At 59.7% G+C, this 13,423-nt stretch carries 6 protein-coding genes and 2 pseudogenes; 3 read left to right on the forward strand and 5 right to left on the reverse strand.

What is annotated here, in order from left to right; translation table 11 throughout:
• The 5 genes and pseudogenes from ALO64_RS16825 to ALO64_RS16845 all read right to left on the reverse strand — a co-directional run.
• On the reverse strand, positions 1 to 3,834 hold a 3,834-nt coding region (locus tag ALO64_RS16825; RefSeq protein ID WP_054991758.1), incomplete at its 3' end, for an RHS repeat-associated core domain-containing protein.
• Positions 3,835 to 3,944: 110 nt separating this feature from the next.
• Complete coding sequence (locus ALO64_RS16830; protein WP_044344190.1) at positions 3,945 to 4,532, reverse strand: hypothetical protein; 588 nt, start codon at positions 4,530 to 4,532, stop codon at positions 3,945 to 3,947.
• Between the two features lie 280 nt (positions 4,533 to 4,812).
• A complete protein-coding gene (locus ALO64_RS16835; RefSeq protein ID WP_044344191.1) occupies positions 4,813 to 7,977 on the reverse strand; it encodes a CusA/CzcA family heavy metal efflux RND transporter in 3,165 nt (1,054 codons plus the stop codon).
• A 24-nt stretch (positions 7,978 to 8,001) separates the two neighbouring features.
• Complete coding sequence (locus ALO64_RS16840; RefSeq protein WP_044344192.1) at positions 8,002 to 9,261, reverse strand: efflux RND transporter periplasmic adaptor subunit; 1,260 nt, start codon at positions 9,259 to 9,261, stop codon at positions 8,002 to 8,004.
• Positions 9,262 to 9,328: 67 nt separating this feature from the next.
• Positions 9,329 to 10,559: pseudogene (locus tag ALO64_RS16845) on the reverse strand (TolC family protein).
• A gap of 266 nt (positions 10,560 to 10,825) precedes the next feature.
• Here ALO64_RS16845 and ALO64_RS16850 point away from each other — a divergent pair.
• From ALO64_RS16850 to ALO64_RS16860, 3 genes and pseudogenes are all read left to right on the forward strand, one after another.
• On the forward strand, positions 10,826 to 11,500 hold the full coding sequence (locus ALO64_RS16850) for a heavy metal response regulator transcription factor (protein ID WP_004654919.1): 675 nt from the start codon (positions 10,826 to 10,828) through the stop codon (positions 11,498 to 11,500).
• Positions 11,497 to 12,888, forward strand: coding sequence for a heavy metal sensor histidine kinase (locus ALO64_RS16855; RefSeq protein WP_005734417.1), 1,392 nt, complete (start codon positions 11,497 to 11,499; stop codon positions 12,886 to 12,888). The genes ALO64_RS16850 and ALO64_RS16855 overlap by 4 nt, the downstream gene beginning before the upstream one ends.
• 117 nt (positions 12,889 to 13,005) lie before the next feature.
• Positions 13,006 to 13,404, forward strand: a pseudogene (locus tag ALO64_RS16860) (MAPEG family protein); the annotation flags it as partial.
• Positions 13,405 to 13,423 lie beyond the last annotated feature (19 nt).

The following is a 13,423-nucleotide window of genomic DNA, read 5'->3' on the forward strand; positions in this document are numbered from 1 at the left end:
TTTGCAGCGCCTCCCTAACGGATCAACCCACCCATAAGGATTAGGCGCATACAGATAGAGATTATCCCCACCACTCAACCCAATCGGATCCTGCGTAATAAACCGCCCAATCTCAGGATCGTAATACCGAAACGTGTTGTAGTGAAGCCCTGTCTCGACATCGAAATACTGCCCCTGAAACCTCAGGTTCTGCTCGACCTCGTTAACCACTAGTTTTTCAATTGCTCCCCACGGCCGGTATTTCGCCTGCCAGACGATCTGCCCTTCGGCGTCGGTCATTTCCAGCGGGGTACCAATCTGGTCGGTGTGGAAGTAGTAAACCCTGTTCCCGGTTTCGCCCTCGCGTTGATCAACACGGGCGAGCGGGGCATAGCTGCCAGGCTCATAGAGATACAAGCTGCTGTGCCCGGGACCCTCTTCACGCAGCAGCCGCAATCCCTGCCAAAGAAAGCGCTTCTCGTCGTTCTGGCCTTTGATCTCCGACTGTTTAGCGACCCGCCTCCCCAGACTGTCGTATTGATAGCTGCTGGTGCTTTCCACTTGGCTGTTGGCCATGGTCTCGGTTTTGACCAGGCGGTTTTCGCTGTCGTAAGTGAAGGTTTGCCAGCGGACGATGCCCACGATTTTCTCGACCAGGTTGCCCCATGCGTCGTACTTGTATTCGTGGTTGCTCCATTGCTTGAGACGGTTGTCTTTGACGCGGTCGAAGCGGTTGGTGTTGAAGTTCAGGCGGTTGCCAGCGGTGTCGTAGCGGAATTCTTCGCCTTCGAAGCGTTTTTCGGGGTTGTGTTCAAGCAGGCGGCCGTTGGCTTCGTATTCGTAGGTGACTTCGCCACGCAGTTTGTCGAGGGTGCGGCTCAGTTCGCCGGCCGGGTCGTATTCGTAGCGGCGGTGGAGCGGGTTGTAGGCGTGCTCGACGTAGCGTTCTGGCTTTATGAGCGGGTTCTGGATCTGTGACAGTTTTTCCGCGGGCAGGGTGGTTGCGTACTGCCAGGTCTTGCGCCCCAGAGCGTCATAGCCGAAGCAACTGGTGAGTTTGCCCTGCGTGCGATAGATCTCGCGGTGCAGGTCGTCGCGCTCCATGTCGCTGATCAACTGGCCATCGAGGTTCAGTTGATGCAGGTGACCGCTGCCGTAATACAGGTGATTCAGGTGCTGGCCGGTAGGAAGGGTCAACGTGGTAAGGTTGCTGAGTGGATCGTACTCGTAGGCCAGGGTGCCCTGAGGCGAAGATTCCTGCGTCAGGCGGCCCAGAATGTCGTAGGCAAATTCCAGTTTTTCAGCCGTGACACCGAGCTTTCTGCCGCCGTCGGTAGGTGTGCGTTGAATGGACAGTAGGCGGTCGCTGTCGTCGTAGGTGAAATCCTGACGGGCGTCGTTGTTGAGTCTGGCCAGCAATCGACCAATCGGGTCGCGTTCGAAATACGTGCTGCGCTGTGGCCGTTCGCCTTTTTCGCCGTAGCCGGTTTCTTCGACCTGAGTCAGATGCCCGCCAAGGTTGTAGCTGAAACGGCGGGTCAACTGGTCGATGCGCTTTTCTTCGATCAGCCGGTCGGAGTCATCGTAGGCGAACGTGTAAGTGGCGTCGTTTTCATTGCTCAGCGCTGCGAGGCGCAGGGCTTTGTAGTACTGGTAGGCGACCATCAGCCCTTTAGGGTCCTGACGTCTGGTCGGCAGGCCGCGTGCGTTGCGGGCCAGATGGGTGGTCTGGTCCTTACCGTCAGTGTGTGTCAGGACCTGACCGTGAGCGTTGTAGGTGAAGCTCTCGCGGGTGCCGTCTGGGTGGTCGATGCGCAGCACTTCGCCGCCGGGCTTGCGCTCTAGCGTGGTGGTGTTGTTCAGGGCATCGGTAACGGCGACCAGTTGATGGCGCTCGTCATAACGGTAATACGTGCTTTTGCCCGAGCAGTCCTGAAAGCGCTCTACCTGCGCGAGGTTGTTCCACCACAGGTATTTGGACTTGAGCGTCGGGTCGACGATGGTATGGGGCAAGCCGTCCTTGCCGTTGAGGTATTCGGTCTTGTGACCCAGTGCGTCGATCTCGGCGACGAGGTTGCCTCGCTCATCATAACGGGCCTTCCAGGTGCTGCCATCGGGGTAAGTGATCTGTTTGACCAGCGTGGTCTTGTAGTGATGCTGATAACGCGTGGTTCGGCCCAGCGGGTCGGTCTCTGTCGTGAGGCGTGACAGGTCATCGTATTCGAAGCTCAGTTGATTGCCGTCGGGCAGCGTCAGACCGTTGATATTGCCGGTGTCGTCCAGCGCGATACGGTACTGCTCACCACCGAAATCAGTGCTGGCGACGACACGACGGTCCTTATTCCAGGTCACCTCGGCACGGCGCCCCAATACATCCGTCACCCGCGTCTGGCGCGCCTCGAAATCATAATCGAACTGAAAGTGCTCGCCGTCACTGGTCCAGTGTTCGACCACGCGCGGCTTGTCATCGAGTGTTTCCCAGCGGTACTCGCAACTGAGCCCCAGTGCATTGGCGTGGCGGGTCATCAGGCCGTCGGTGTAGCTGAAGTTGCGCACCGAGTCGCCATTGCGGTTGTACACACTGTTCAACTGGCCATTGTTGTCGTAGCCATAGCGCACTAGCGTCTCGACGGCCTGGTCGCCGACGATCCGCTTGACGGTGCTCAGGCGGTTGGTCACCTCGTCGTAGTGCAGGTGCACACGATGCCCGCCGGTGGAGCAGATGTCGGTCAGAACGCCGTCTTCGCTGCGTACGAAATGCAGAAAATGACCGAGGGCGTTTTCGACGCGTTGCAGGGGAACAGGCTGGTTGTCGTCGGGCACTTCGCCGAAGTAATAGAACACGTTGTCCAGGGTTTGCAGCAGGTAATGACCACCCTCGGTACGCACCAGGTACAGCTGTTCCTGTGCGTTGTAGATGCGCTGGTTGTAGTCCAGTGTCACGAAGGGCACGCTGCGGCCCTGATTGTCGCTGAGGTACAGAAAGCTGCCTTTACGGCGCAGGCTTTGTTCCCAGGGCAAGACCCAGCCATTGCCCAGTGCGCTGTCGACAGTCAGGTCGCTGGCATAGAAGCGCGTCCATTCGATGGGCATCAGACCGGGCAGGCTGAAGTCGGACTCATCGATCAACAGCTTGCGCCCAGTGGTGGTGTCGACCGGGTTGCCGTGTAGGCCACCCAGCACTTTTTCGGCCAGGGGAGCGACACCGAAGCGAAAAATCGCGTCCCCCAGAAAGACACCGCCCATGAAGCGCAGCGCGCAAGGGCCAGCAGCTTTCAGGCCCGCCTGCATACCCAGTCTGGCGATACTGGTGACTGCCTTGGCCCCGCCCGCCACGATCAACAGAATGTCCACTGTGTAGCGGTACATCGCCGAGACTTCGTCATCCACTGGCAGGTAGCGTTGGGTGCCGCCGCCGATGAAGACGTTTGGCGAGCCGGTGCCGATTTTCGCGCCGCAGGTCAGTTTGTCGCCTTTACGCGCTGCGGGCTGGCCATTGATGAAGACGTTGCTGGACCCTTCGGCAACCTTGACGATGGGCGAGTGCTTGTCGCACACGGCGGTGCTCTCAATAGCAAAAGCAGCAGGCCGGCCGTTGATGAAGACGTTGGGCGAGGCAGACTCGATCTGCCCCGCTGGAGAGCTGAAGGCGCTGCCTATAGCCTCCCCAAGACTTGCAAGGGCGTTGCCTGCCAGGCCGACGGCCAGTCCCAGTAGAATCCCGCCGAACCCGCACGTGACGAAGGTGAATGACACATACGCCACTGCCGCGATACCCACCACCGCGCCGAGTAAAAAGCCCGTCAGTGCACCGGTGTGTTCGATCTCATCCAGTAACCGGGCTGCCTCAAACATCGCAATTACGCCTGTAGCCGCGAGTAGTGGAGGCCTGATCAGCCACGTGACGCTGATGCTCTGCAACGTATAGTCCATTAAAGCGTGTCCTGTCAGCGATGAAGTAGAGCTCAGGGTGCCGTCATACCTTCAAGCATGACGTCGAAGTCCAGCAGCCATGTTTTCAGCGCGGGTTTTTCTGAGTCGATTACACAGCCCACGCTCAACCATTGGCGTTCGTTTTGATCGGCGACCGGTACGATGGAACCGATCAAGCGCCCATGCCGTTCTTCGAAGCCCACGCGAAAATGGAAGTCCAGCGCCAGCGCGGCATTCCCTGCCAGTAACGTTTCATACTGGCGGATGACTCGGACATTGCCATACAACGGCTGCAGTGCTTTGACCGCTTCGGCGAACGCCCCGGCAAGATTCGCCTCTTCAGGTACATCGCTGCGCTGAATGGAGACCACCACAGGCTCTCCATCGACTTGAATGGTGGCATCGATCGCGCTGCACCCGAACCCTTCCGGAAAGCCGAAGCGGAACCCGCCAAAATTGAAACTGCAGGGTGCGTCGAGCAAGGGTTGTGGGACAGGGATAGCCGCCTGAATGATGTCGAGCGCCTGTTGAGCGGCAGCCCGCTCGGTTTCCTCGCGCGCCAGTGCTTCGTCAGCCAGTCGGCGTTCAGAGATACGGTCGTAGAGACTGGTGCGCGTCATGCGGCTTGAACGTTGTTCATCAACTGCTACATCTCCTTACGCAGGCAACGTACTGCCGCGTGGCCCATTTGTAACTGGACGATAAGCACTTTAACGGGACCGGACTATATCTCTGAGCGGACTGATGAGCAGGAAAGCCCTGAAAATCCTGTGGGATAAAAGCTACGGACGAACGCTACTTTCAATGGCGAGTGTTTCGACCTTCCTTTAACTGAAAGTTCACTGCGGGCAGGTGAAAGCTTCAGGATGCTCTATCACGAGCCTCCTGAAGCTTTGGCGGTTACTTGAAACCCTGCTTCAACGCCTCGACCTCATCCTCCTCCCGCCGATGCGCCCACTGATACAACGCCGGCAACACCAGCAACGTCAGCGCGGTCGACGACAGAATCCCGCCAATCACCACCGTCGCAAGCGGTCGCTGCACTTCCGCACCAGTCCCGGTGGCGAGGGCCATGGGGATGAAGCCCAGGGAGGCGACCAGTGCGGTCATCAGCACCGGGCGCAGGCGGGTGAGGGCGCCTTCGTTGATGGCGTTGTGCAGCGAGTGGCCTTGTTCGCGCAGGCTGCGGATGAAGGCGATCATCACCAGGCCGTTCAGCACCGCCACACCCGAGAGGGCGATGAAGCCCACGCCTGCGGAGATCGACAGGGGAATGTCGCGCAGCCACAGGGCCATGACGCCGCCGGTGAGGGCGAACGGTATGCCGGTGAACACCAGCAGGCCGTCCTTGAGGTTGTTGAACATCATGAACAGCAGCGCCAGTACCAGCAGCAATGCCACTGGCACGACGATTTGCAGGCGTTTGGCGGCCGATTGCAGTTGCTCGAACTGGCCGCCCCAATTGGTCCAGTAACCCGCCGGGATCTGCACGCCGCTGTCGATGGTGGTGCCTGCTTCTTCGACAAACGAGCCGAGGTCCCGGCCGCGCACGTTGGCGCTGACGATAACGACACGCTTGCCGTTCTCGCGGCTGATCTGGTTCGGGCCCAATACCAGATCAAGGCTGGCGACCTGGGACAGTGCGATGAAGCTGATCTGCTGGTTGCTGTTGGCACTCGCAGGCACCGGAATGAGCAGGCTGGAGAGCCCGTTCACATCGGTGCGCAGTTGCTCGGACAGGCGCACCACCATGTCGAAGCGGCGGTCGCCCTCATACAACGTTCCCGCCTGACGACCGCCCAGCGCAATGGCGATGGCGTCCTGCACATCGGCCACGTTGAGGCCGTAACGCGCGGCCTTGTCGCGATCAATGTTGATGGTCAGTACCGGCAGGCCGGTGGTCTGTTCCACTTTCACTTCTGAAGCGCCTGGCACTTTTTGCAGGGTGGCGGCAATTTTTGCGGCGGTCTGGTTGAGCACGTTCATGTCGTCGCCGAACACTTTCACCGCGACGTCACTGCGTACACCGGAAACCAGCTCGTTGAAGCGCAACTGGATCGGCTGGGACAGTTCGTAGTTGCTGCCCGGCACACTGGCGGCGGCCTTTTGCAGGTCGGCTATCAGTGCCTCGCGGGACTTGTCCGGGTCCGGCCATTCACTTTGCGGCTTGAGCATCACGTAGCTGTCAGAGATGTTGGGCGGCATCGGGTCGGCGGCGATTTCGGCGGTGCCGGTGCGGGCGAACACGCGCTGCACTTCCGGGACTTTTTCGATGATGGCTTTTTCCAGACGCTGCTGCATGTCCACCGACTGGCTCAGGCTGGTGCCAGGAACCCGCAGCGCCTGCAAGGCGAAGTCGCCTTCGCTCAGGCTCGGGATGAACTCGCTGCCCATGAGGCTGGCGGTGAAGCCGGACAGCACGATCAGCACCAAGGCCAAGCCGAACGCTATTGAGCGATGCCCCAGTACCCAGCTCAGTATCGGCGCGTAGCGCTGGCGAGCGGTGCGCATCACAAAACCTTCTTCTTCCTTGACCTTGCCGGTGACGAACATGGCGATGGCGGCAGGCACGAAGGTCACCGAAAGAATCATGGCACCGAGCAGGGCGATGACCACTGTGAAGGCCATAGGGTGGAACATTTTGCCTTCCACACCGGTGAGGGCGAAGATCGGCAGGTACACGACCATGATGATCAATTGACCGAAAATCAGCGGCCGACGGGCTTCTCTGGCGGCGGCGAAGACCTCGTGGAAACGCTCGGAGCGGGTCAGCATGCGGCCGTATTTCTTCTGGGCATGCGCCAGCCTGCGGATCGCGTTTTCGACGATCACCACCGCGCCGTCGACGATAATGCCGAAGTCCAGCGCGCCCAGGCTCATCAGGTTGGCGCTGACCTTGTTGGTGAACATGCCGGTGAAGGTAAACAGCATGGCCAGCGGAATTACCATGGCGGTGATCAGCGCAGCACGGATGTTGCCCAGAAACAGGAACAGAATCACGATGACCAGAATCGCGCCTTCGATCAGGTTCTTTTTCACTGTTGCGATGGCTTTTTCGACCAGATTGGTGCGGTCGTAAACCGTTACCGCTTCGACGCCTTCGGGCAGTGTGCGATTGATGTCGGCGAGTTTGGCGGCCACGGCCTGTGACACCGTCCGGCTGTTTTCACCGATCAGCATGAACACCGTGCCAAGCACGACTTCACGGCCGTTTTCGGTGGCTGCGCCGGAGCGCATTTCCTTGCCGATACCGACCTCGGCCACGCTGCTGATCCTGATAGGCGTGCCCTGCACATTGGCGATGACGATGTTGGCGATATCGTCCACCGTGCCGAGCTGGCCTGGTGCGCGTATCAGCAGTTGCTCACCGCCGCGCTCGATGTAACCTGCGCCGACATTGGCGTTGTTGCGCTCAAGCGCAGCCACCAGATCGTTCAGTGTCAGTTTGTAGGCCGCCAGCTTCTTCGGATCGGGCGCAATCTGATACTGCCTGGCGAAACCGCCGATGGTGTTGATCTCGGCCACGCCCGGTACGTTGCGTAATTGCGGCTTGATGATCCAGTCCTGAATCACCCGCAGGTCGGTCGGCGTGTACGGCGTGCCGTCTTCTTTCAGTGCGCCCTCACGGGCCTCGACCGTCCACAGAAAGATCTCGCCGAGGCCGGTGGAAATCGGCCCCATCATCGCGTTGACGCCTTCAGGCAACTGGTCCTTGGCAATCTGCAGGCGCTCGCCCACCAACTGCCTGGCAAAGAACAGGTCAGTGCCGTCTTCGAAAATCACCGTGACCTGAGACAGGCCCGAGCGCGACAGCGAGCGCGTCTGTTGCAGGCCGGGCAGGCCTGCCATGTTGGTTTCGATGGCGAAGGTGATGCGCTGTTCGGTTTCCAGCGGCGAAAAGCCGGGTGCCGACGTGTTGATCTGCACCTGTACGTTGGTGATGTCGGGAACGGCATCGATAGGCAGTTTCTGGTAACTGGCAATACCCAGCCCAGCCATGAGCAGCACAGCAAGCATCACAACGATGCGCTGTTCAATCGCGAATTGAATCAACCGTTCAAACATGGAGGTGTACTCGTGTGACGCAGATCAATGGGCGTGCTCGGCGGAGCCTTTGCCCAGCTCCGACTTGAGGATGAAACTGCCCGCAGCAGCCACTTGTGTGCCGCCAGCCAGGCCTTTGACGATTTCCACATGGCCGCCATCGCGGCGACCGAGGGTTACCGGTGTCAGTTGAAAACCTTCAGCGTTGCGTACGAAGACCGAGGGTTTGTCCTCAATCGACTGAATCGCAGACTCGGGAATGCTGACCGCCACGCTGGTCTGCTCGGCGGCGACTTCCACCGACACGAACAGGCTGGGACGCCAGGCACCCTGCGGGTTGGCAAGGGTCACGCGCACGGCGGCAGCGCGGGTCTGCTCGCCCAGCAGGCTGCCGACGTAACCGATCTTGCCTTCGACCTGGGCATTCAGATCGGGCGCGCTGACGATGACCGGACGACCGACCACCACCTTGTCCAGATCCCTGGGCGCTACGCCAAAGGTGGCCCAGACACGCGACAGGTCGGACAGCGTGAAGACATTGCTCGCTTCGCTGACCATCTCGCCGATGCCGAGGTGTTTCTCCACGACCATGGCGTCAAATGGCGCGATCAATTCGTAGCGATTGCCTGCGGATGGGTTCAGGCTGGCACCGATGGCGCTGATCTTCTGCCGGGCGTTGGCCAGGTTGATGTCGGCCTCCTGAAACTCCTGGCGCGCTTGCAAGTAGTCCTGCTCGGCGGAGATCTTGTCTTCCCAGAGTTTCTTCTCGCGCTGTAACGTCAGGCGGGCCAGTTCCTGGCGGCGTTGTGCGGCGTTCAGTTCGCTGCGTTGATCGGAGATCTGCTGGCTGGCAATCACTGCCAGCACCTGACCCTTTTTCACGGCTTGACCCAGATCGACCTTCACTGATTCGACCACACCGCTGACCCGAGGCACGACATGCGCGGTGCGGTCCTCATCGAAGCGGATTTCGCCGGGGAAGGTCACACTGGTGCTCATCTGTCGAGGTTCTGCGCTTGCCAGCTCGATGCCGGCAGTCTTGATCTGCTCGGCGCTCAGTTCGATGTGTCCTTCTTCCTCTTCTTTATGGGAAGACTCGGAGGCTACGGCGTCCGGTTTTTTCGCCTCGTTGCCGTGGTCTGGCTCTTCAGCATGGCCCTGCTCGGATTCATGCGCGTGCTCATCGGCTGACGGCTCTGTTCCAGTTGCGAATGGCAGCATCTGCGGGTTCAGCGTCAGACTGCCCAGACCAATGATGGCCACCACCACCGCCAGCGTGATGGCAATGCTTCGTTTGTTGTTCATAAAGGCTCCCGGCGATCAGGTGCTTGCGGCACCTTGCGATACGCTCGATATAGGCGGACAAAGACAGTCAGGGGTTGAGGCTGAACCGGTTGAGATCACCGTGAATTCGCTCGACAGCCACTCGGGCTTCGGTGGCAGTCGCCAGCGATTCCAGGTACTGGCTGCGCGCTGAAATCAGCGTTCGTTGCGCATCCAGCACTTCCAGAAAACCGAACTTGCCCATTTCGAAACCGCGCGTTGCGGTGTCGACGGCGCGCTGCGCGGCGGGCAGGATGACCTGATTGAAGGACTCGACTTCCTGCGCGGCAGTACTCCACTGATCGAGGGCTGACTGGGTCTGGGTGCGCAGCTTGAGTTCAACGGCATTGCGCAGGTCGCGTGACTGGTCGGCCCGGCGTGATGCTGCAAGTACGTTGCCCTGATTCCGGTCGAATAACGGTAGCGGCATCGACAGACCCACGACGTTGACCCGTTCGCGCTCTTCGCGGCTGTACTGGCTGCCGACGCTGACGGTCAGGTCAGGGATGCGCTTGGCGCGTTCTGAACCCAGCGTGGCTTCGCGCTGTTCTATCTGCGCCTGAGCGAGGCGCAGCTCGGCGGACTGGTTGATGGCGGTCAATAGCTTTGCGCTCGGTGGCAGCTTGCCCGGCGACAGATCGGCGTACTCCAGACGCTCGAAAGAGGCGACCGGCGAACCGGTGGTGCGCGCCAGTTCACGATTGCTGTTGATCTTCAGGGTCTCGGCGCGCCGTACCAGCAGGTCGGTTTCAGCCAGTTGCACCTGAGCGCGCGTGGCCTCCACCGGTGACACCTTGCCCGCCCGAACACGCCCTTCGGCAACCTGCAGGCCGCGCTCGGCCAGTATTCTGGACTGGCGCGCCAGGTCGAGACCTGCCTGCGCCCGCGCCGCTGCGTAGAACGCCTGAACCACTTCGGCCCGCAGTTCGTTGCCGCGTCGCTCCAGCTCCAGCCGGGCGGCGTCCTGGCCCTTGCTGGCGGCTTCGATGCGTGCTCCGCGCTTGCCGCCCAGTTCCAGTGCTTGGCTGAGCATCACGGTGGTGGTGCTGGTCTCGCGGCGTGTGTCTTCAACCTCCCACGACACCACCGGGTTGGGAATCAGCCCGGCCTGCTGGCGATCGATCACCTTCGGCGACGCCGATCTCCCATTGCGCGGCGGCGAGTTCCGGGTTGCGCGCAAAGGCTGCTTCCAGCGCCTGAGCCAGGCTGATGCCCTGGGCTGCTGCGATGCCGGGAGCAGCAAATGGCAACAGCAGTAGACAAAGTGCGGCGACTTTCATGCCGGGCACCCTGTTACCAGACCGGTACGCGGAGTGCGTACGTTGTTCTTCAGTCGCATGAATTACCCTGTCCATGAAGCACCCCATCAAAACAAAAAACAAACAGGCACCTTGGCGCTGAAGTTAGCTGTGGGGACTTTATGTAACCGGAGCTATCACAGGGATTGCTGGAAAATTACGATTTTGTTATCCAACAAGATAAGCGTTTCTTTTCAGTACACTGCACGGCATCGTCATCATACGTTCATCAAACAGGAAGCCTGGTTATGCGAATCCTTGTCGTAGAGGACGAGCCGAAAACTGCCGAGTACATGCATCAGGGTCTGACCGAAAGTGGCTATATCGTCGATATCGCTGCAACCGGGCTCGATGGCCTCTATCTCGCGCAGCATCAGGCTTACGATGTGGTGATACTGGATGTGAACCTGCCGGAAATGGACGGCTGGGAGGTGTTGAGTCGCCTGAGGAAGACGGTCAGTACGCGCGTCATGATGGTCACTGCACGAGGGCGCCTGGAAGAGAAGGTCAAGGGTCTGGAATTGGGCGCGGATGACTATCTGGTCAAGCCGTTCGAGTTTCCCGAGCTATTGGCAAGGGTCCGCACGTTGATGCGGCGCAGCGAGCAGACCACCACCTCCAAGGTGTTGCAGGTTGGCGATCTGGAGCTTGATCAAGGGCGGCACCGGGCGTTTCGCGGCAGCCAGCGCATCGACCTGACCACCAAGGAGTTCGCGCTCCTGCACCTGTTGATGCGTCACAGCGGGGAAGTCATGTCGCGTACCCAGATCATTTCCCTGGTCTGGGACATGAACTTCGATTGCGACACCAATGTGGTGGAAGTGTCGATCCGTCGCCTGCGCGCGAAGATCGACGATCCTTTCGAGACCAAGCTGATCCACACGTTACGCGGCGTGGGCTATGTGCTGGAAGTGCGTGAATGAAACCGACGCGTCTGTCGACGCGCCTGGGGCTGACCGTTACTGCGCTGATTGCGTGTCTGGTACTGGTAATGGAAATGCTCGCTTATGCGGCTATTTCCCGTCAGCTCGATCTGCGCGCCGAAGACAGCCTGAACGAGAAGTTCGCGCAGATTGAACACAGCATGAGCGAGGGCTTTCTCGGCATCGAAGACATTGTTCAATACCCTCATACCCTGCGTGACCAGATCATCGGACACGACAGCTATTCGTTGATGGTGCTCGACGCGGGCAATCCTCGGCAGCAATTGATGATGGTCGGTAACGAGGAAGGCCGGAACCTGCCTGTCCCCGAGGCAGATCACATACCTCAAGGCTTTCAGGAGTTGCAGTCGGTACACGGCCACAAGATTCTGATGGGTTACAGGGAAATACACCTCAAGACAGGGCAGGATATTCTCGTCAGGCTGTCGATGGATCGGGAAAGTGACAGCACGCTGCTGCACGCTTATTTGAAATCGACTTTCCTGATACTGCCGCTGATCTTGCTGCTGGTCGGCTTCGGTGCCTGGTGGGTAGTGCGTCGTGGTCTCAGGCCGTTGGGTGCTTTCAGAAAAGTAACGGCACTGATCTCGGCTCGCGATCTGTCTCATCGCATGAAAGTGAAGGGCCTGCCTGATGAATTGCGCGACCTGGCGCATGCGGTCAATTTCATGCTGCACCGGCTGGACGGCGATGTGCAGCAACTGGCGCAGTTCTCGGACGACCTCGCACATGAGCTGCGCTCGCCCATGAACAACCTGATGGGCAAGGCGCAGGTCACGCTGTCCAGGCCGCGCCCTTCGGAAGAGTACAAGCAGGCGCTGGAATCGTGCACCGAGGAACTGGAGCGCATGTCGCGCATGATCAGCCAGATGCTGTTTCTGGCCAGTGTCAGCCAGCCTGCCGCGCCGTTGCCGGTTGAGGTCATCGACCTGCGCGAAGAGGCCGATAAGGTCGCCGAGCTGTTTTCATCTTCGGCGGAAGAGCGCGACATCACCTTGCAGGTTCAGGGTAACGCGAAGGCAACAGGCGACCGGCTGATGATTCAGCGAGCGATTTCGAACCTGCTGTCCAACGCTATTCGCCACGGTCTGTCCGGCAGTGTCATTACCATCACCCTTGCCACGCATGCAGATGAAGTGTCACTGGCGGTGCGCAATGCGGGCGAGGGGATCGATGCCGAACATCTGCCGCGGCTGTTTGATCGCTTCTATCGGGTTCATGTCAGCCGCGCGCGACAGCAGGGCGGGACGGGGCTTGGGCTGGCGATTGTGCGTTCCATCATGAGCCTGCATGAAGGGCAGGTGACGGTCGAGAGCGAGCCCGGACACTTCACTACGTTCAGCCTGATCTTTCCTAAACTGGTGTAATGCGTCAGGTTGCTGGTCGTTCTTCAAGAACCTTTCGCTGCCCCCCGGCTCATAGCTTGTGAGCGGGTATTGCCCGGATGCTTCAGATGAAGCTGAACCTATAAGGATGGACGTACGACAGTTGCTTTCTGGTGCGTGCTGGTCGCGATCCTGCTGCCGATTATGTGTGCCGGTATCGCCAAGTTCGGCAGCGGCAAATTCGGCAGCGGACACAATCATGACCCGCGCGCCTTTCTCGACAAGCTGGAGGGTTTCCCGCGCCGTGCGCATGCTGCCCAGCTCAACAGCTATGAAGCGACACCGGCGTTTGCCGCAGCGGTCATCATCGCGCACATTGCCGGCAATGCGCAGCTGGTGACCATTGATGTGCTGGCGGTGCTGTTCATCACCAGTCGTCTGTTGTACATCATCTTCTATCTGGCTGACCTCGCCGCACTGCGTTCGATAGTCTGGCTGGTGGGCATGGGGCTCATCGTCGCGCTGTTCGGCGTGTCGGCTTTCCCGGCCGTATCCTGACAGCCAGGTTGCGGCGCTG

The organism is Pseudomonas meliae, assembly GCF_001400515.1.
GTDB lineage: Bacteria > Pseudomonadota > Gammaproteobacteria > Pseudomonadales > Pseudomonadaceae > Aquipseudomonas > Aquipseudomonas amygdali.

Bases quoted from the DNA above. Each gene is read 5' to 3' on its own strand.
- ALO64_RS16830 (WP_044344190.1), bottom strand. From the start codon at position 4,532: ATGACGCGCACCAGTCTCTACGACCGTATCTCTGAACGCCGACTGGCT.
- ALO64_RS16835 (WP_044344191.1), bottom strand. From the start codon at position 7,977: ATGTTTGAACGGTTGATTCAATTCGCGATTGAACAGCGCATCGTTGTG.
- ALO64_RS16850 (WP_004654919.1), top strand. From the start codon at position 10,826: ATGCGAATCCTTGTCGTAGAGGACGAGCCGAAAACTGCCGAGTACATG.
- ALO64_RS16855 (WP_005734417.1), top strand. From the start codon at position 11,497: ATGAAACCGACGCGTCTGTCGACGCGCCTGGGGCTGACCGTTACTGCG.
- ALO64_RS16840 (WP_044344192.1), bottom strand. From the start codon at position 9,261: ATGAACAACAAACGAAGCATTGCCATCACGCTGGCGGTGGTGGTGGCC.